The following is a 20,001-nucleotide window of genomic DNA, read 5'->3' as shown; positions in this document are numbered from 1 at the left end:
AAAATGAGGGGTTATTGGACGCCGTCGTTCTGGCGCATGAATTCGAGAATATTCCGAGCGTCATCGTCGGACAAATTCTGATTGGGCATCCGCACCAGACATAGTTCAAGTTGTGCCTGCACCTTGGGATCTTTGTCGATCATCGCATCGGGGCTGGTTATAAAGTTCATGATCCATTCTGGCTTATGCCTGGTACTTACTCCTTTCCAGCCAGGTCCAACCAGTTTCTCATCCGTTAGTTTATGACAACTGGAACATTTAAGGTCAAATACCTCCTTGCCGCCTGCCGCCATTTTCGTATCCAGCTTTTCTGCTATTTCGACCTTGTCAAACTTGCCTTCACCACGTTCAGGGTCATAATCAGAGGTCTTAGGCATTTCTTCAGTACTCGCCGTTTCGCCGGTTTTTTCAGTATTCTGGCTGCATCCATATAACATTAGAACAGGGAGCAGCAGGAGCAACGATTTTTTCATTTTTTATAACGTTTGGTGAAAACACAACTGTTAATGAGCATTTCAGAAAATTAGGAACTGACTACGACTCAAATGTAAATGTCTAAAATCCCTCATTTTATGCGTTCACGCATAAACAGTCATTGCGAACTCTCATAAGAGTATACATCTGTTGCAAGGTGCTTTTATTCAATTAGTTAGCTGCTGCATTGTGATTGTTGATATATGTCATATTTATTCATGGTGATGGTCAGGTCTTTGGCCCACAGATGACTGTAAGTTTGGTATCAAATTCATTTCCCGTAATTATGATTGAGACTGATCTATTACTTATTTACGGAGCTGTTTATAAGAAAGTTTACGAGGACGAGGTCATTTTCAGGGAAGGAGAAAATTGCCTTTTTTATCATCAACTGGTAGAAGGAAAGGTGGGCTGGTCCAACTTCAATGAAGATGGAAGCGAGATCCTGCAAGGGGTTGTCTGGCCGGCTGAATGTTTCGGTGAACTGCCACTGTTCGATCAGCAGCCGTACGCGTGTACGGCTACCGCTCTGACCGAATGTCTGATTATCAGACTTGCGCTGCCTGACTTCAACAGGTTATTGTCCGAGCATTCCGAGGTAAGGCAGACACTCAACCGATTGTTTGCTCAAAAATTGCGCTTCAAGTTATTTCTGGCACATCAACTTGCCTGCCACTCGCCCGAGCGGATTGTCGATGAGGTATTTAAGTACCTTCACCTGCATACCAATAACGTATGCGGCGAATGCAACAAGTTGATGTTGACAAGACAGCAGGTTGCCAATCTGACGGGTATGCGGGTAGAGACTATCATAAGAGCCACGAAAATTCTCGAGAATAAGGGTAAGTTAAAGATAGTCAGAGGCAAGATATTTCTACCTGCACGCATTGAAACCGAAACTATTCACGGACACAGTTATTCAAGTTTGTGAAGCAGATGACAATTCGAGGATGGACCCGTATCGCTTTGTTCAATTTGTTCATAGTGGCGTGCCTGGGACTTTTGATGCGACTGAAGATATTATTGCCATTATTACCCTGGCTTGACCAGCGATTCACGTTGCATGCGCATTCTCATTTCGCCTTTTCCGGATGGATATCCCATGTACTAATGCTATCTATTGCGGTGCTGATATTGGGCCGCAATTTTGATGGAGTACTTCCTATTCGGTATAACCGTTTGCTGGCATTCAATCTTTTTTGTTCCTACGGTATGCTGGTCAGTTTCCTGATTCAGGGATATGCCGCTGTTTCAATTACTTTTTCAACCTTATCTATACTGGTCGGTTTTATTTTCTACAGACTCTGTCAAACAGACATTAGCGTTTACGGGCAAAAGCAGGTTTGGTACAGGTATATCCATGCAGCACTTATTTTCAATATGATATCCAGCTTGGGAACCTTCTTGCTTGCCTGGACCATGGCTACTCAGCCGGGAAATACAGTACTTAGACTGGCATCTGTATATTTTTACCTTCATTTTCAATACAACGGGTGGTTCTTTTTTGGCATCATGGGTTTGTTCCACCAATGGCTTTATCTGCAAAAGATCAGCCTGCCTAATGCTTCGATCCAATTCCGCCTGTTTGTAATTTCGTGTGTGCCAACCTACCTTCTTTCAATTAACTGGATGTCATTTCCTGCGGCCTTGCATGTGCTGACTATTCTGACAGCCTTGATGCAGTTTGTTGTATTCGGCATTTTTGTAAGCGCTTTATGGAAACGAAAGGATAATATAGCTGGGGGCCTTCCGTCTGTTATGCGATACGTTTTGTCAGCCGTTGCAATAGCTTGTGGTATCAAATTTGGACTACAAACAGCATCGTCCCTACCCAATATTGCCCACTTTGCCTTTGGTTTGCGGCCTGTTGTTATTGCCTACCTTCATTTGGTTTTATTAGGCATTATCAGTCTTTTTCTGATCTGCTGGCTTTTCATGAACAAAGCCTTGAAGACAACTCCGGTCACAGCCTTTGGAATTATCATTTTCGTTTCAGGGATCGTCTTCAATGAATTTTTTCTCCTTTTACAGGGTATAGGTTCTTTATCAGATCACTACATCAGCGGTATGCCGCAGGCTCTGGTCGTCGCGGCTTTGATTTTAGTGATAGGTATCGTCGTTATCTTACAAGATAACATTAGTCCTGTTGCAGAGAGCTCTTATTAATGCCTGTCAAGTAACCCGCCCTTTTGATTTGATTGGAAATCCTATTGGTCGGAGAGAATGCCTCGACATTTCAGGGCATAAAAATAAAGCCTTCCTTCAATCAGAGAGTGCTTGCCAGGTAATCCTACAGCTAAAACCGTATTTTAGGTTGTCGGGAATGCTACATGTAAGGTCGTCAGTGTAATTATGATAACCCTCCCAGAGATAACCAGAAAAGCCCTCGGCACTTGGATTTGAAGATATTCCTTTGGATTTTGCGTCGCTAGCAACGAGCTAAGGTTCGAAAGGTGTCTCCAATTCGTCGTTTATCAGTGTGCAAGAAACGGTGGTGGCCGTTGCCGCAGGTGTCGGAATTTTAGTAATTCAAGGAAGATAGAATTATTCCGAAAAGCTGTTAATGGACTCCAGTTATCTCGGCCGATCTCCCTAAGGATTTTTATAGGAGGCAAAGAGGGATTCTAGAAATATAATCCATTTACAGCGATACCCAAGATCTGTATGGTCGCAGCAGGGACTCTCAAATTTCTTAACTTTTACAGCTGCTGTAAACACTGTCCACTATCAATCCCGGGCAAATGATATCCTCGAAGCACGATAACTTTTTTTCTGAATCTCGCAGCGCGACAGTCCACGTGATATAATCTTTTTCTTTTCCATTTGTTGATCACCTTTTGGCCTCTTAAACAATGCTAAACAGCCTTGACAATCATCGTGTATAAGTAGTGTCGTTTTGTCCAATTCATTCTATATTTATCAATTAGATATCGAAGTAATTGGATGGTATTGTTATGAATGATATGGGGAAGGATCGGAACTGCTGAGCAAAAGAAGAGAGCCATTGCTGCATGTCTCGGCTGGACTGGTTGAAATGGATGAGAGTGAAAAAAATAGTTAATATTAATCTGGTGGGTGGCAAGCGCTTAATGCTTTGGTCGGTAACGACAACTAGGCTGTTTCAATGTTAATTGTAACTGCTCTTTGCGAGCCAATGCATTGCGGCAAAATTTTTGTATTAAAATACGCTCCGTCACCTTAAGTTTTAAAGATGTATGGATAATGCTTCACACACAGACCAAACCAATCCTCGGGAATTGCGCTTTCGCAAACTCATCGAGCATAGTTATGCTGGCATTACACTTCTGGACCATGAGCTGAAGGTGGTTTACAGGAGCCCGTCAGCCGAACGTATTACCGGCTGGAGCCTAATTAACCGGACAGGACAAGCTGTAACCTCACTGGTACACCCTGATGACGCCCTAGTATTGCATCAAATATTATTAAGGGTTTATGCACAACCCGGTGAGCCGGTTACTACGCGCTTTCGGACCCGGCATTATGCCGGGCACTATATCACAATTGATTGCACACTAACCAACCTGCTGGACGAACCAGAGGTTGAAGCGATCGTCTTCAATTTCGTGGATGTGACCAAGCAAGTTGAACGGGAAGCCCAGCAGCAGCAAAGCCGGAAAGCTGAAAGCGAGGCTAGCCAGACGTCAGCAAAGCTGGAAGGTATATTGGACAGCATTACGGACGGTTTTTTCACGGCGGACGCTGACCAGCGCTATACGTATGTGAACAAACGGCTTTGCCAAATGGTTGGCTTGACAGCTCAGGAAATGATCGGACGGCAGGTTTGGGACGTTTTCCCCGACGCGGTCGGCTCTACTACCTATGACTCTATTCAGGAAGCACTTCATGAAAAGCATTTTGTCCGCAGCGAAGATTATTACGCGCCGCTCGACCTATGGCAGGAGAACCGGGTCTATCCCGGCGCAGATGGCTTTTCTATGTTTATCCAGGACATTACAAATCGTAAAAAGGCCGATGAGCAGCTCCGTTTGCTTTTCGACAGAGCGCCTGATATGATCGGGATCCTTGGGCTCGACCGCTACTTTAAAAGGGTTAATCCTGCCATGTGCAGCCAGTTAGAATATGCCGAAAAGCAGCTATTGGACACCTCACTAGATCATTTGGTACACCCGGATGACGTGGAAGTCAGTCGCGACCGGACTGAGGCTTTTATTGCCAGTGATAACCAGACCATGTACTTTGAGAATCGTTTTTTGACCAAAAGCGGTAAAGCGATCTGGCTATCCTGGACAGTTACCCGGTCTGCCAATGAAAAACAATTGTTTTGCGTCGGTAAAGATATTTCCGACAAAAAGGAGATTGAAAACCTGTTGCATAAAGCCAATCAACTCGCCCGCATTGGGAGCTGGGAAGTTGACCGGGTGAACGGAACGGCTTACTGGTCACCTATTACCCGTGAAATCTATGAAGTGCCTGAGTCTTTTGTGCCCAGCGCTAATAACTGGTTATCGTTTTACCGCCAGGGCGCTGACAGAGATTATATCGCCGGAAAGATGGCCAATACGATTGCGACCGGAAAGCCCTGCGATGCCGAAGTGGTGCTGGTTACAGCATTGGGCAATCTTCGCTGGGTCAGGGCAATGGCGGAAGCCGAATTCAGGGATGGCGAATGCGTCCGGGTATACGGCAGCTTCCAGGACATTGATCAACGTAAAAGGGCGGAACTGGCCGCAACCGCTGCGCTTGCCGAACGAAATGCGATCCTTGAGAGCATCGGCGATGGCTTCTTTGCCGTCGACAGTAATTGGATCGTTACCTACTGGAACGCTACTGCCGAAAAAAACACGGGCAAGCCACGTGAAACCATGCTTGGTAAATATTTTTGGGACATCTATAAGGATGTGTTGGATTTGGAATTCTACAGATCCTACCAGCATGCCATGCGTGAAGCAACGGCGGTCCACTTCGAGGATTATTACCCAGCCATGCAGGCATGGTTCGCCGTAAGCGCGTATCCTTCAGAGAATGGCTTGTCCGTATTTTTTAGGGATATTTCGGAAAGTAAAAGGACGATGCAGGCACTGGCCGAATCTGAAAAGCGTTACAGTGACCTGTTTCATCTAAGCCCGCAGCCTATGTTTGTTTACGCTATGGACACGTTGAAGTACCTGGATGTGAACGAGGCTGCTATTGCCCATTATGGCTATAGTCACAAGGAGTTTTTGGCCATGACGATACTGGATATACGGCCTGCTGAAGATATCCCGCTTGTACAACAGACGGTTGATCTGCACCAGTACCAAGAGAAGGTAATTCTGCATGGGATTTTCCGGCACCGGAAAAAAAATGGCGAACTGATCAACGTCGATATACAAAGTAATGTGATTACTTACCAAGGCATAAAGGCGAAGGTGGTGCTGGCCAATGATGTAACCGAGCGTTTGCAGTATATTAAGGCGATCGAGGCGCAGAACGAAAAATTGCGTGAAATCTCCTGGATGCAATCGCATGTGGTCCGCGCGCCATTAGCTCGTATTATGGCATTACTTCCAATGCTTGAACTGCCAGCTGAACGCAATACCGAGCAACAGCTAATCTATGACTACCTGGTCGCGTCGGCCAATGATCTCGATCAGGTGATCCATTCGATCACTGACGCTACTTGTGATATAAATTTAAAATAAGGAGCAAATCTCTCAAATACCTCAATGAAGAAAATATCAGAAGTGGACGTACAGACTATTTCAGCCGCATGTTTGAGGAACAAATGCCAGAAACACAATTTTCTAAAACTACTTCGGCAGATAGATCCTTTTAAACACAGTAATTTTGTAACTTGCAATTAGGATATGCTCAACGTTATTTACCGGGCCAGTCGAGGCTGGCCTCTTTTATAAAGGCTTGGCATTGGGGTTAGCCAAAGTATAATAGAGTTTGGGCCGCTACTAGCGTTATTGATCGGCTCGATGCTTTTTGAAGTAATGAGTTCTAGCTGATCTTTTTGGTGATCGCACTGCTTTCGATTCCAGGAATATACTTTGCCCTCAAACTTAAAGAAAGAGACCGGTTGCTGGCTCGCCAGTTTAGCTTCAAAGTATCCTTTCCATCAGTCTTTAACCGGTTAGCGTTTTTAGGTGCTTTTGCAGTGGAAGGAATGCTGGTAGTTTTGATTGGGGCCCTGTTGATGAGCGCGCAGCCTAATTGGTCGGCAGTTGAAATCACTGCCGCTGTTGCCGGGTCTCTTATCTTTCGGAGGATATGTTCCCTTTTAATTTCGCCTTTTGCGGGTTGCTTTGCTGACCGGTATGGGCGTGCTAACATCTACTCAGGTTCAATTCTCTTGATCTGCCTGGGTTTGCTGCTGGCAACGAGCGGCTGGGTAATGCCCGGATTGATCCTTGTATTTACGTTTTTATAATGTAAATGCATCACTAGCAGCTGGCGCGGCATCCGCCGGGAAAGACGATGTGACACACGCAGTCTCAATTAATGCCACTTTCCGGATGCTGGGTCCGCATTTGGCGCATTAGCGGGCGGCTTTTTATTGACCGGTAATCATTTGAGCCTGATCTTCACGGCTCTTACTTTGGTTCTGATATTTCTTACTTGGGGGATACTACCGAAAGGCAGCGGCAATCCTTGTTTAAGGCAACGTTATAGATATTGTCGATATCGTAGACCTGTCAATTAATCGGTCGTGGCCGTTGCAGAACTGTCCTGTTAAATAGTCCCCTGACTTGCTTTGATTTATGTATACAAAGGCGAATAGCAAAAGTGAGAGATTGGCTTTATATTAGAATACGAACAGCCTTTTTTATTATGCAGTCACAATTGCTTATTGCAATACTTTCAGCCAGTTTCTATACAGCATTTGGCCAGCAGGGGCTCGTAAAGGGCCACCCGCAATTAGCTTATTGGAAACTCGGCAATAAATCAGAAGTGGTGATAGTGCTACATGGCGGGCCTGCAAGTCATCACGAGTACCTTCGACCGGAGCTTGATCTACTAAGCGAGAGTGCTACAATCATTTACTACGATCAAAGAGGTTGTGGTAAAAGTGAACGAAGCAACAGCTACACATGGCAGGATCATGTGAAGGACTTACAACGGCTTATCACGGCTCTGGCTCCCAGAAAAAAAATATTTTTGGCGGGGTCATCATGGGGAAGCTTACTTGCAATACTGTATGTCTATACTTATCCCAAAAGTGTTAAAGGCCTTATTTTAAGTGGAACGGTCAGATGGATGGGTGAAGGAACAACTTACATTAGAGATAGTGAATTTAACTATAACAAACCGCACAAGCAGCCAATGCATGAAAAGGCGCTGGCAGAATCTCTTCGATCTGATGGAACAATTGAACTAGATACCATAGAAATTTCAAAGATGCTAGAGGTAGAATCAGGGATACAACTTCACGAGGCCATGGCAAGTTTAATCTCGGCGCCGATTGCTGACAGCCTGGCTAAAATCCGTGTACCTATTCTAATGTTTAATGGAGAGCGCAGCAATAGGTATGATTGGGTAGACGAGTATATGGAGCTATTTCCAAAAGTTGAATTACAAACCTTTCCCGTTGCTGGCCATGATCCCTGGTTTAGTAATCCCAAACACTTCGCAAAGCGATGCAATGAATTCATTTTCAGAAACAAATAGTTGTGTCCAACTGAATATTAAAATTTGTAGAAAATACGAATCGTTTTCTGTAACTGACCAACTGAAATTAGAAAGACATGCAATGTCGTTCTTCGAGCGGCTGGCCTGTTCACATCCTTAAACGACGATAATAATTTGAAAATCACGCCAGAAAACGCCTAATTTATTTATTACTACCCTGAATTTTTTGTAACTTCAGGAATGCAAGGAAGAAAAAACTACACGGAAAAACTGTTCATGAGCTTCCAGTTATCCGAGCGGATTCCGAAGGCTAATTTTTATCGAAGGCTGAGAGAATCGCTGGATTTGAACTCCATCCACAAAGAAACCAAAGCGCTTTATGGAAGCACTGGAAACCCTTCCATAGACCCGGTCGTGTTTTTTAAGCTAATGCTTGTCGGCTACCTCGAAAATGTAACGTCTGACCGCAAGTTGGTAGATCACTGCTCAATGCGCATGGACATTCTTTACTTTTTGGGCTATGATATTGACGAGCAGCTACCTTGGCATTCGACTATTAGCCGGACCAGGCAATTATATCCAGCTACTGTTTTTGAATCTCTATTCAACAAGGTGTTTGCTCTGTGTGTTGACAAGGGCATGGTTAGTGGACATACCCAAGCCCTGGATTCGGCACCGATTAAGGCCAATGCTTCAATGGAAAGTCTTGAACTGAAAAAGCCTTTTCAATCTATTGAAAGGCACTTTGCAGCAGTGAATACCGAGAACCAAGAGCCAGTCATCACTGCTACACCTTCGACAGTGGGGTTGATCACTGCTCCACAGCATCATTTGAACCGTGTGAAACATGTCCACGATAAACTGCGTAAAAATCCAGTCGGCGCCAGCGGCGCTTCTCATGAAAAAGCTCAGTTATTCAGTAATAAAACACATTATAATCCGCATGATCCGGATGCTCGTATTTCAGTAAAGCCTGGCAAGGCAAGAAAACTTAACTACCACTGCAGTATGGCGGTAGATTCAGGTCAGGGCGTAATTAGTCATATACAGGCAGACTTCGCCGATGGCAGAGACAGTCAGTATCTGCCAGCAATGACGGTGCAAGTCCAAAAACGATTAAAGGCTAATGATCTTCGGATGACAGAGCTATTAGCAGACGCAGGGTACTCAAATGGGTTTAACTATGAGTTTCTCGAACTGAGAAATATCACACCATGGATTCCTGTTTTTGGAAAGTACAAACCAGAAAGGGAATGGGTTACCTATGACCGGAAAGAAGATGTCTTTACCTGCACCATGGGTAAGACAATTCCTTTTAAAGGCTTCGATCTGACATCTGACGGGAAGCTTATCAAAAACTACCGGGCTTCAAAAAAGGATTGCATCCCCTGTGTTCTAAAAGAATCCTGTACGCCTAAGTCTCAATTTAAAAGAATTTCTACGACAGCTTATGAAGACTATTACCGCCGAGCCTATGAAAGACAACTAAGCAGGCGAGGGAAGCGGATGAAGCAAACCAGACAAAGTACGGTAGAGCCGGTCTTTGGAAGCTTGGTCAATTATTACGGATTAAGTAAAATTAATGTTCTGGGAAAAGACGCGGCACATAAGGTGATGCTAATGGCAGCGACCTGCTTCAATCTCAAAAAATACATCAAAACATTCAAAAGGAAACTGGTAAATAGTGCAGCAATGGAGACTGTGGAGCATTTAGTCAGCGCATTTTTAAGGCCCTTGATTGCTTTTACATTGAAATTTTGAAAATCTCACAAGTCAGATTTAAGAATTCTTCAAATTCAATTTGTCAGGGCAGTTCTGCAACGGCCACGGTGGTTTTTATGAACTTTGATAATATTCAGAAAGTATCAAAATATACGCCACAAGGTTCCATATAGTACAGATTGGTGTTTTACATGACGTTAAACTGTACTTTTCAAATGGAATGCTGCCCAGAAAGTGGCTAGCAAAAGGTAGGCTCACAATCTAAAAGAATTGCTCTCGACGATATCAAGTGCAGGGTATTTGGGAATCGGATGTGATTCAAACTTCGGTAATTATGGCAGGCAATGAGATTAACGGTGAGCTGACTGTGCTTTGCCGCTCAAGATATGGAAGGTTTATAGAATAACATCATAGGCAGTTCTTCAACCGGAGGGTAGTCGGTAACTGGGAAGACGTTTCGCAGTGGACAGCAGATACAGTCCTAACTGTTTTATTTAACGATCTGAAAGCGACTTTTGGCGAAGGATTAAAAAATAACATTGCCCTGCCGTTCAATGCCTTGTGATCCACAACATGGTTTGATGCAATGGGAAATGAAAAGCTTGAGGCTTGGTAGTCTAGTATAGTTACTTTCACCTTCCTACCACATTTTCTACCAATCGTCCGTATCTTGTAAATGTCAAAAGCGCATTCATAAGGATTGAATTTAAATTCTTGAATATGAAATCCCATCCAACGAATAAAGTTGTGGAATATCTTTTAATCTTGTTTCTGACAACCTATGTTTTACCAGGTTACGCACAGGAAGGCTATCCTGTACCGCCATTTAACAAAAACCGGTTGTTCTATATTCAGCATAGCAAAAACCATAACACTTTTGTCTATGATGCATTTATTCAAGATGGCAACATCCAAGCAGACAAGCCTGTCAATGTCTATAAGATCGCCTACACCGAAAAAGGCAAACTCACACCGCTCACCCTTATTCAAAGAAAGTTTGCGTTTGGAATAAAATCCAAGCGTTTGTCTGCTAATGTTTACGAGATGCAACTGGCAGCTTCCAAGAAAGTGACCTTCTACCTCAATTTGGTCAAATCTGGAATGCCCAAGGTCCATGTGACGGTCAACAATAGGAAGATGTTTTTAGATAGGATTTTTCTTAAAATCAAGGAGGGTACATCTGGTATCAAAGTGAAGCTCGATTATGCCCTTTTTTATGGTACAGATTTCGATACCGGGCAAAATATAATTGAAAGAACAGTTCCGAAAGAGTAGTGATATGGGATACTAAGTTCCCTTTTCTTCTTCTGAACAAATTCTTACTTTCACGATAAAAGGATTATCATTTCTAATTTCAGGTTGATGATTAGTAAATTGACTGAAAGTACCAGTAACTTAGAATATCAAATAAACCAGAGAAGGCTTTCTAACGAACTGTAAGCTTCCCTAAAAACAGAGTGGTGATGAATTAGACAAATTTTCTAATTTTAATCTGCTATGAAACGAAACACATTCACAGAAACTCACATCGTCAAAATCCTCAAAGACTTGGATTCTGGCAAACAGGCAAATGACGTCGCTCGAGAAAATGGCGTTTCCAAGGCTACATTGTACAATTGGCGCAAAAAGTACAGCGGCATGGGTGCTTCGGAACTTTCTGAATTGAAGGCACTCAAGGAGGAGAACCGCCGTCTGAAACACATGTATGCGGAATTAGCTCTTGATCACAGACTTGCAAAAGAGATCATTGAAAAAAAGCTTTAAGGCCTGCTCAGAAGCGGCTAATTGCTTCCGATATTTCTCAGGAAGCTGGATTTAGCATTGAGCGGGCATGTAGAGTTTTGCAGTTGAGCACGGGTGTTTTTTATTACAAAACGGTCAAGAACGACTTGCCTGTTATAGACATGCTTAATGAGCTGGCAGAAGAACATCCGACCCGAGGTTTCGATTGGTATTACGGCAATTTGCGGAATAGAGGCCTGCCTTGGAATCGCAAACGAGTGCTTCGAATCTATCGAAGTATGGATCTCAAATTAAGGCGTAAGCGAAAAAGGCGCATTCTGAAAAGGCCGAAACAGCCTTTAATTGAGGCGAAGGTTTTGAATGAAACCTGGAGCATGGATTTTGTCAGTGATGCTCTTAGTTCTGGCCGACGTGTGCGAACATTAGTTGTCATGGATGACGCTAGCAGAGAAGCACTTGCAGCGCATGCGGACTACTCCCTTTGTGCCGGTAAAGTCATACAAGTCTTGCAGCAGTTAGAATGCGAACGAGGGTTGCCACTATCAATAAGAACGGACAATGGCCCTGAGTTCATAAGTAAGAAACTAGCTAAATGGTGCGAGGAAAAGCAAATTGAGCAAAAGTTTATTCAGCCCGGCAAGCCGATGCAAAATGGCTATAACGAAAGATTAAACAGAACTTACCGGGAAGACGTCCTGGATGCATACTTTTTTGATTCTCTGGAACAGCTACGCATTTTATCGGACAAATGGCTTGACAATTACAACAGTAAGCACCCGCACAGGTCAATGAAGGGACTAACGCCAAATCAGAAGCACATACTATTGAAAGAAAATGCCGTGAAAAAAGAAGAATTAACTGTTACAATCAACAACCAAGTCTAACTCGCCGCCACTCTAAAAATGGGAAGCGTACAAATTCCCGTACGCTATTACTTGGCCACTCCCTAATTTTAATAGTAGAGTTTAACCGCACACAGTTTTCGGGTAAGAGATCATCTTCCACCACTATGGCTGACCGAAGCTCCCATGACAATAACCGAGAGCTCAGCGATTCATTTTCAGACAAATCCGCCATATATCGTTTTAGGATACGGAAATCGCTCTTTCCAAGTATGATGGGAGTTTTACCGTGCATTTCTTTTAAGTTAATTAGTGCTTTCAATATAACCTAGACAACCACCAGGTTTTGGTGGTTGTCCACGTTTAATGGGTATACTTAGAGGAAGGTGAAATTATGGCCGGTGTAGAAGACTGTTTTGTATTTGTGACCAATACCAATGAACAAAAAGGCGCTCCTGACGTGAAACGCCTTCATGTGCCTTTGTTACACGGCTTAGGATAGACAAAAACCGGTTTTTTGCCGACTGGTTGATTTTGACTGGTGTATTGACACATGTCTGCTGATCGTGTACAGTACCTGTACCATCAAGCACAACTGCATTTTCAGCCAGAAAATTGGCATATACATCAAAATCAGCTTGCTGCCTGGTAGCAGGCATACCATCTATTTCATGAGCCTCTCTCTTTTGGAAGATATCTTCTATTTCAGCGAGTACCATCGCTACCGAAGCAGCGCCAATTTTTGAATAAGATAAATGCATAATTTCGTCTGCTTGTTTGTAAAGCCTTTTTGAAAATGTTTGTTGCTGTTTACGTCGGTTGTTTCTGCCTGTGACCTGGCAGTCGGCCGGGCAGCATGCGACTAACATTCGCTGACTTGGAAATAATAATAGGATTGCCAGGGGTATTCCTAGAAGCTAAGCCTAAACTATAACCTCCGGCCGGCTGGACCGGAATTTAGCTTTAACCAACTGCCAAAAAATCGGCAATACGGATAACGCAACGATTCCTAGCACTACTTTCTCAAAATTGTCCCTGACTAGTGGAATGCTGCCCAGAAAGTAGCCGGCAAAAGCAAGGCTCACAACCCAAAGAATTGCCCCGATGATATTGAATTTAAAAAAGACCTTGTAATTCATTGCCGCAACACCACCTACAAATGGTGCCAAAGTCCTGACTATCGGCACAAACCGCGCTATTACAACTGTGGACGCTCCGTATTTTTCATAAAAACCATGGGTATGAGCAAGATGTTCAGGCTTGATCATTCTCTTTCCGAAAAGGGGGGTATGCTGGATTTTAGTCCCAAAACGGCGTCCGATCAAGTAGTTGCAACTATCGCCAAGTATGGCCGCTAGTACAAGCAATGCAACAATAAGCCAGATGTTGAGCGAATCGGGATATTTTGCAGCCATCATTCCTGCCGCAAACAGTAATGAATCGCCAGGGAGAAATGGCATAAACACAACTCCGGTTTCAATAAAAATGATCAGAAAGAGGACTGCATAAGTCCATGCGCCATACTGCTCAATGATATGCCCCAAATGTGCGTCCAAGTGGAAAAAGACATCCAAGATTTGGTTAAAAAATTCCATTATTAGTGTTTTTTATTTGATGTTTGCCATCAATATGCAAATGGTGATATATATAAGCATGATCGTAAATGCGTAGAACATTGCCGTTAACATTTCCTTATCCGGTCTGATTTTTTCGTTTTCCATGATCATTTCAGTTTGTCTATTTAAGTTACAAAAAAACCTTTAGATAGACATTCGCTATTTTACATGACAATCTGAGTAACTTCTATTACTTCAAATTTCTTCATGCCTGCAGGCATTTTCCACTCAATGGTCTCGCCTTTACAAAGTCCGATCAAGGCTGCGCCCATAGGTGTAAGCACAGAGATTTTCTTCTGTTTGATATCTGCCTGGGCCGGCATGACGATGCAAAATTCCATTTCTCTGTTAGAAGCCAGTTCCTTAACGCGCACTTGTGAATTCAGGCGGACGCTGTCTTCCGGCAGCTGATCATTTTCGACGACGATGGCCCGGTTTAATTCGTAGGATAGCGTCATTTCGTTCGGGTTGGTCGGGAAATTTTCTGCAAACTGTTTTAACATGCGAAAATCGTCTTCGCTAAGTATGACTGTGTTTTTTTGATTTTTCATATGGATATATAGGTTTACGCCGAAGCCGCTGCCAGGTTCTTACCTTGCAACGGCCTACAGCAACGGGGGCGTGACGGCCCGTGTTATATTAAGGAACTGGCTGCGAGCTGATGGAAAACCTTTTCATCAAGCTTGTAGCGGTCATTTAATGTAAGACTGCTTCGCGCATTGAAAAGGGCGTGATTAACAGCATTGTACATCAGCCAGCAAGATGAATCCTGGTCAAGAAGCCGCTGCTCTTGTTTGAGCCGCTCATAAGCCTGCTTGGCCAGTTGAACGGGAATCGGCAGTGTTTTTAGCAGTTTTTCATCCGCTCTACCAAAGGATTTTTGTTGAAAATGTTCATATACAGTGGTCGTCAGGGTAGGATTTTTGTAATTCTGACCAGCTAGCAATCCGTACAGCTGCTCCTGAAACAGTTCAGGCGTTTGCCTGCTGTGGTGGATTTTTCGACTCGCTGCATCTTTTTTCGCGATGGCGCTGCTGTTGGGCTTCTGCTTTTTTTCTTTTCCCTGCCCGCGTTCCTTCAACCAGGATCGGTATTTTGAGAGTTCTGAAAAGGAATCCGCCCATCCCATAAGCCCATTTTGGCAAACTGCCCGGTACATGCTCGTGCCCGGAAGGCTGGAACCATCAAGCATGGCCGTCAATGTTTTGCCTTGTACGCTAAATGGGGTTTTTCCATTATAACTATTCGTCAAAATCATGCTCCGCTGCAACTGCTCTCCGCCAATGGAGAGCTGCTCAGGAAAAATTATATTAATGCTAAATTCACCCGTAGAAGTATATTTTATTTCCAGTTTATAGTCTGAAAAGAGCTTATCGACCACTTCTCTAATTAATATGTTGGGTATGATGGCATAGTCAGCGCTTTGAATGCCGAAAATCGTTTTAGTCCCGCGAAAAGGCTGACCAACGATAAGTTGTTGCTTATCAGTGGCCATGATTTCATAGTCTGGTAATAGGTCGGCCAGCCACACTGGATTTACAGGGTAGCAGATTTCATCCCATGAAGTAGTGAACTGCGGCTGAGCACTGAGATAAGTCATTTTTCTTGTTTTTTATTTTTACAGTTGTAAATTTACTTAAAAAAATTTTAGAAAGAAAATAATATTGAGAAAATGTCTTGGCATGGCAAAATCAAATCCGTATATAACAGGGAGTTAACAGCATACTAGTCCTCATATTGAAATTCTAATCAACAAATACTCATGGAATTCGAAGTCATCGTTTCACTCTTGTCGTTGGTCGCTTTGGAGGCGGTTCTTGGGATCGACAACGTCATTTTTATATCAATCATCGCGGCAAAACTTCCTGCAAATCAGCAGAAGAAAGCCCGGCAATATGGCCTGATACTCGCGGGTGTGATGCGGATCGGGCTTTTGCTCTTGATTTCTCTCATTATGAAGCTGGATAAAGATCTGTTTGTGGTTTTTGGTGAAGGGTTCTCAGGAAAAGAGCTTGTTCTACTTGCAGGAGGGTTATTTCTGCTCTACAAGAGCTCGACTGAGATTTATCATAAAATGGAAGGGGAAGAGGGAGACCAGAGTAAACAGATCAAAGCTTCGTCTTTCGGGCAGGTCCTTACCCAAATACTGATCATGGATATGGTTTTTTCCATCGATTCAATCATTACTGCTATTGGTATGGTCAAAGAAGTTTGGGTAATGTATGTGGCAGTTATAGCAACCGTAATACTAATGCTGGTGGCAGCTGAAACGATCAGTAATTTTGTAAACCGGCACCCTGCATTCAAAATGCTGGCTTTGTCATTTTTATTGCTGATCGGCTTTTCGTTGGTCAGTGAGGGCTTTGGGCTCGAAATTCCGAAGGGCTACATTTACTTCTCTATGGCATTTTCACTGCTGGTGGATGTATTCCAGATGCGCATGAACAAATCTAAAAGTGCGCCTGTGAAAACCCATGAACATTACCAGCAAGGTGAAGATCGGCTTCTACCATAGTTTTTTAAAAAATATAAAAGGCACAAGCTTCTGCTAATTTGGCTCGTGCAAATAGACATTACAATGCGCTTATGAAAAAAATACTGATCCCTATTGATTTCTCTGAAAACTCGCAAAAGGCCCTAAAGGCCGCCAAAACAATTGCAGTTAAAACTGGCGCGGAACTAGACATTATGCATACCTCCCAGTCTGAAAACACCGGCGTTGCAATGCCGATGACAGAAAGTATGCTTGTGATGTTCGACGAATTGGAGAACTCATACAAGCAACAACTCGACGAGTATGTGGCCGGCGCTCAGTCCGAAGGTTATCAGGTAAAGGGCATTTGGGAGTCCAATGCAATTCAAACTTCGATATTGCGGCAGGCAACTAATATTAGTGCCGATCTGATTGTTGTCGGCCGGACGGGGCAGGGGACATTTATAGACAAATTGCTCGGTAGCTCTTCAACCGGCGTTGCATTGGAGGCGTCTTGTCCTGTGTTGGTTGTTCCGCCACAGGCAACGCTGAGCGGGTTTAAGAATATTATTTATGCGACGCAATTTGATCCACAGGAAACTGATATCTTACATCAGATAAAAGTGTTGACAGAGCAGCTTGGTGCCAAGCTAATCCTGGTAAAAGTCAATTCGTTCCACGAGCCTGAGAGCCATGCAAATCAAGCGCACATGTTCAGAACCATTCAGGAGCTGGATATGGCAGATGTGGATGTGGTCATTGTTGAGGATGTAAGTTTTATTGAAGGGATAAATAAATTTTGTGATCGGCAGGGCGCTGACTTATTGATTGTTTCAAACCGTGAAAGACACTTTTTACAGCAGTATTTGACGAATCCAAGTATGACTAAAAGGCTGGTTGTAGAAACGCATCTTCCTTTACTCGTATACCATATCAGGTAAGTGACTTTCGTATTCGAGTTGAAAGACTATTCAGCATAATTTATACTTAACCTTTTCGTATGAAAAAAATATTTCAGTGGAGTTATATTGCACCTATTATTGCCTGGATTTTTTACCTGATGCTGCCTATTGGCTCAGGCTTTCTGGTCAACTCGTTAGCCGTAGTTGCTTTGATTGCAGGTGTATTTTCAGCCGTGCACCATGCTGAGGTAGTCGCACACAAAGTGGGCGAACCTTATGGAACAATTATACTTGCAGTAGCGGTAACGCTTTTGGAAGCTTCGATTATCGTATCACTCATGTTGACAGGAGGAGCCGGTGCAGATACTTATGCGCGTGACACTCTGTTTGCTGCCGTTATGCTTATCTTAAATGGCATTCTGGGTATTAGTATGTTTTTGGGTGCATTGAAATTTAGGGAACAGAGCTTTGAAACGAAAAGCGTTACAATTGCATTGGTCAGCCTGGTGTCTATTTTAGTACTTACCCTGGTATTGCCTAATTTTACCACCAGTATCGCCGGACCTTCTTACAGCACGCCACAGCTAATCGCCATTGGCGTTTGCTGCCTGGTCATTTACGGGTCGTTTATATTTACGCAAACCGTCAGGCACCGTAAGTATTTCCTTACAGAAGTCTCAGGCCAAGAAAAAGATGTTTCCAGAAGCGAAGCCCTGATAAGCTTAGCTTTTTTAATCATATGTTTAGGCGTAGTTATTTTCCTGGCCAAAAACCTTTCTCCGGTAATTGAAAGCGGAATTGTAGCAGCCGGCTTACCCACGGCACTAGTGGGTGTGGCTATTGCAGCTGTTATTTTACTACCAGAAGGCATAGCTGCTATCCGTGCGGCAAGACGTGGCCAATATCAGACGAGCATCAATCTTGCATTAGGTTCCGCATTAGCAAGTATAGGGCTAAGTATTCCTACTGTGGTCATTGTTTGTACGATAATGGATTTGCCACTTATCCTCGGTCTGACCATGAAATCCATGGTCCTGCTAGTTCTTTCAATTTTTACGGTAATGCTTTCGCTTAATAAGGGACAAACGAACAGTTTATATGCTATCGTGCTTTTGGTCAATCTGATGATGTATATCTTTACAATCGTATTTCCTTAAAGACATTTATAGTTACCCCTAGTCAATATTAAAAACTACTTGAACTCGATTTTTTCAGCCAGCCAGAGGTGTCGCTTAGATGGGAGATAAAGAGATGATTTATTCAAATACTACGCGCTTCATCCATGTAAGCCTGCTGTAAGAAATTGATAATTTTGAGTATTAACCATTTACTTAAGGCTAGTATAACCGAACAGTTAGGCACCTTAGAGAAAGGTGTCATAAGAGGCCATGAGTATATTTTGTGACGGCTGCGACTGGGTTAAATACCAAACCTAGTCCATTCGGAAATTAACCTAGTGCCTTTTTAGCAAAAATGGAAATGATCATACCAGGAATTGCTAAGACGGTTGCAAAATATGGCAAGCTAATGGGAGAATAACTTCCGAGCAATATACCTGCTGCGGAAGTTGCGATCATAATAGATAAGTTAAATGCAGAAGATTGAACCGAAGTGGCAACGTCTTTTCCACTTTCTACCTGTCTGCTTACCGCTGTTTGCATTAAGGTCACTAATGGTCCAAAAGAAAGTCCCCATAAAAAGAAAGCAACATGAGCTACTATTGTCTTTCTACCAAATAGTAATAGGACAAGCATAGAAATGACTACGAGTGCAAACATCACTGTGGTAAGCAGCCTCAGATGTTTGTCGGTGTATTTTATGGCCAGCAATACTGAAATCAAAGACCCTGATCCAAAAAGTAGTAAGGCACTTTCTATTCCACCGAGCAATTCAATTTCATCAACAAGCCTGGTAAGATACACATATGCACCATAGTGGGCCATTACGCCAAGAAGGGTGAGCAGCAGGACGGTCAATACCGAGGGAATTTTAAACAGAGAAAAAGGCGATGAACTTCTCGTAAGTTTTTCGCCGGGTGTAGATGGTAATGCAACAGCACATGTCACAGCAATGGCGATAATCATTATTCCAAGTGCGATAAATGCTGCCCGCCACCCGTATCGGTTGCCAAAAAATGTTATAGAAGGCATTCCTGCACTAATACCCAAGGTATTTCCAGCCATAATCACGGCAATCGCTTTTCCATGATGCTCATGGTTGACCAGGCGCATCCCGTAGGCCGCTATCATGGGCCACATCACGCCGGCACAAATACCGCCTATGATCCTTAGGATAATGATGATAGTATAATTGGCTAAAATGCCGACCACGATATTGGAAGCAGCAAATCCGGCGAGCAAAATCAATATCAAGATTTTGCGGTTAAATTTCAGGGTTACCGAAACAAGTGGGATGGCAAAGATAGCAGACGCAATTGCGTAGTAGCCTACCAGATTACCTCCTTGTAGCTCACTGATATTTAAATCAGAATTTATCTGCGGCATCACACCGGATGGCATTAACTCAGAAAGAATCCCGACAAATGTTACAGACGACATCAAAATCATGATCAGCCAGGGAAACGCATTTGTACTTCTGGCTATCGTTTGTTGATTGCTCAATGTAGATTCTTT

General features: G+C 43.4%; 18 protein-coding genes. 12 read left to right on the top strand and 6 right to left on the bottom strand.

Going from position 1 to position 20,001, the window contains the following annotated elements; genetic code table 11:
* Positions 1 to 11: 11 nt before the first annotated feature.
* Entirely contained in the window at positions 12 to 473 is a 462-nt protein-coding gene (locus tag B5X68_RS00290; RefSeq protein WP_082212688.1) for a c-type cytochrome, read from the bottom strand.
* Between the two features lie 287 nt (positions 474 to 760).
* On the opposite strand from B5X68_RS00290, the gene B5X68_RS00285 reads away from it, so the two are divergent.
* The 9 genes from B5X68_RS00285 to B5X68_RS00245 all read left to right on the top strand — a co-directional run bounded on the left by B5X68_RS00285 (position 761) and on the right by B5X68_RS00245 (position 12,419).
* Positions 761 to 1,405, top strand: coding sequence for a Crp/Fnr family transcriptional regulator (locus B5X68_RS00285; RefSeq protein WP_170916541.1), 645 nt, complete (start codon positions 761 to 763; stop codon positions 1,403 to 1,405).
* A 179-nt stretch (positions 1,406 to 1,584) separates the two neighbouring features.
* Positions 1,585 to 2,640 carry a hypothetical protein gene (locus B5X68_RS00280; RefSeq protein ID WP_082212686.1) on the top strand — a complete coding sequence of 352 codons (1,056 nt, stop codon included), beginning with the start codon at positions 1,585 to 1,587 and terminating at the stop codon, positions 2,638 to 2,640.
* 1,049 nt (positions 2,641 to 3,689) lie between these two features.
* A complete protein-coding gene (locus tag B5X68_RS00275) occupies positions 3,690 to 6,137 on the top strand; it encodes a PAS domain S-box protein (protein WP_082212685.1) in 2,448 nt (815 codons plus the stop codon).
* Positions 6,138 to 6,454: 317 nt separating this feature from the next.
* Positions 6,455 to 6,871 (top strand): hypothetical protein, encoded by a 417-nt coding sequence (locus tag B5X68_RS29070; protein ID WP_212567967.1) that lies wholly within the window; start codon positions 6,455 to 6,457, stop codon positions 6,869 to 6,871.
* 401 nt (positions 6,872 to 7,272) lie between these two features.
* Positions 7,273 to 8,109: an alpha/beta fold hydrolase gene (locus B5X68_RS00265; protein WP_082212683.1), complete on the top strand. Its 837-nt coding sequence runs from the start codon at positions 7,273 to 7,275 to the stop codon at positions 8,107 to 8,109.
* 201 nt (positions 8,110 to 8,310) lie between these two features.
* Positions 8,311 to 9,831: an IS1182 family transposase gene (locus tag B5X68_RS00260; protein ID WP_141110150.1), complete on the top strand. Its 1,521-nt coding sequence runs from the start codon at positions 8,311 to 8,313 to the stop codon at positions 9,829 to 9,831.
* Positions 9,832 to 10,512: 681 nt separating this feature from the next.
* Positions 10,513 to 11,067 (top strand): DUF4833 domain-containing protein, encoded by a 555-nt coding sequence (locus B5X68_RS00255; protein WP_082212682.1) that lies wholly within the window; start codon positions 10,513 to 10,515, stop codon positions 11,065 to 11,067.
* A gap of 222 nt (positions 11,068 to 11,289) precedes the next feature.
* Positions 11,290 to 11,556, top strand: coding sequence for a transposase (locus B5X68_RS00250; protein ID WP_082212681.1), 267 nt, complete (start codon positions 11,290 to 11,292; stop codon positions 11,554 to 11,556).
* 20 nt (positions 11,557 to 11,576) lie between these two features.
* Positions 11,577 to 12,419 carry an IS3 family transposase gene (locus B5X68_RS00245; protein ID WP_141110149.1) on the top strand — a complete coding sequence of 281 codons (843 nt, stop codon included), beginning with the start codon at positions 11,577 to 11,579 and terminating at the stop codon, positions 12,417 to 12,419.
* Positions 12,420 to 12,769: 350 nt separating this feature from the next.
* Here B5X68_RS00245 and B5X68_RS00240 read toward each other — a convergent pair whose 3' ends face one another.
* The 4 genes from B5X68_RS00240 to B5X68_RS00225 form a co-directional block, all read right to left on the bottom strand.
* The gene (locus tag B5X68_RS00240; RefSeq protein WP_141110148.1) at positions 12,770 to 13,138 is read right to left on the bottom strand and encodes a hypothetical protein; all 369 of its coding nucleotides are present in this window, start codon (positions 13,136 to 13,138) and stop codon (positions 12,770 to 12,772) included.
* 162 nt (positions 13,139 to 13,300) lie between these two features.
* Positions 13,301 to 13,972 carry a DedA family protein gene (locus B5X68_RS00235; protein WP_082212678.1) on the bottom strand — a complete coding sequence of 224 codons (672 nt, stop codon included), beginning with the start codon at positions 13,970 to 13,972 and terminating at the stop codon, positions 13,301 to 13,303.
* A gap of 185 nt (positions 13,973 to 14,157) precedes the next feature.
* Positions 14,158 to 14,544 carry a nucleoside diphosphate kinase regulator gene (gene rnk, locus B5X68_RS00230; RefSeq protein WP_082212677.1) on the bottom strand — a complete coding sequence of 129 codons (387 nt, stop codon included), beginning with the start codon at positions 14,542 to 14,544 and terminating at the stop codon, positions 14,158 to 14,160.
* Positions 14,545 to 14,627: 83 nt separating this feature from the next.
* Complete coding sequence (locus B5X68_RS00225; protein WP_082212676.1) at positions 14,628 to 15,593, bottom strand: hypothetical protein; 966 nt, start codon at positions 15,591 to 15,593, stop codon at positions 14,628 to 14,630.
* 162 nt (positions 15,594 to 15,755) lie between these two features.
* On the opposite strand from B5X68_RS00225, the gene B5X68_RS00220 reads away from it, so the two are divergent.
* From B5X68_RS00220 to B5X68_RS00210, 3 genes are all read left to right on the top strand, one after another.
* Positions 15,756 to 16,508 (top strand): TerC family protein, encoded by a 753-nt coding sequence (locus tag B5X68_RS00220; protein WP_082212675.1) that lies wholly within the window; start codon positions 15,756 to 15,758, stop codon positions 16,506 to 16,508.
* A 71-nt stretch (positions 16,509 to 16,579) separates the two neighbouring features.
* Positions 16,580 to 17,407, top strand: coding sequence for a universal stress protein (locus tag B5X68_RS00215; RefSeq protein ID WP_082212674.1), 828 nt, complete (start codon positions 16,580 to 16,582; stop codon positions 17,405 to 17,407).
* Positions 17,408 to 17,466: 59 nt separating this feature from the next.
* Positions 17,467 to 18,525 (top strand): calcium:cation antiporter, encoded by a 1,059-nt coding sequence (locus B5X68_RS00210; protein ID WP_082212673.1) that lies wholly within the window; start codon positions 17,467 to 17,469, stop codon positions 18,523 to 18,525.
* A gap of 291 nt (positions 18,526 to 18,816) precedes the next feature.
* Here the strand turns inward: B5X68_RS00210 and B5X68_RS00205 are convergent, their stop codons facing one another.
* A complete protein-coding gene (locus B5X68_RS00205; protein WP_212567966.1) occupies positions 18,817 to 19,989 on the bottom strand; it encodes an MFS transporter in 1,173 nt (390 codons plus the stop codon).
* Positions 19,990 to 20,001: the final 12 nt, after the last annotated feature.

The organism is Dyadobacter psychrophilus, from assembly GCF_900167945.1.
Classification (GTDB): Bacteria; Bacteroidota; Bacteroidia; order Cytophagales; family Spirosomataceae; genus Dyadobacter; species Dyadobacter psychrophilus.
Note: the sequence above shows the minus strand (reverse complement) of the source record. Positions and strands in the feature narration are given on the sequence as shown.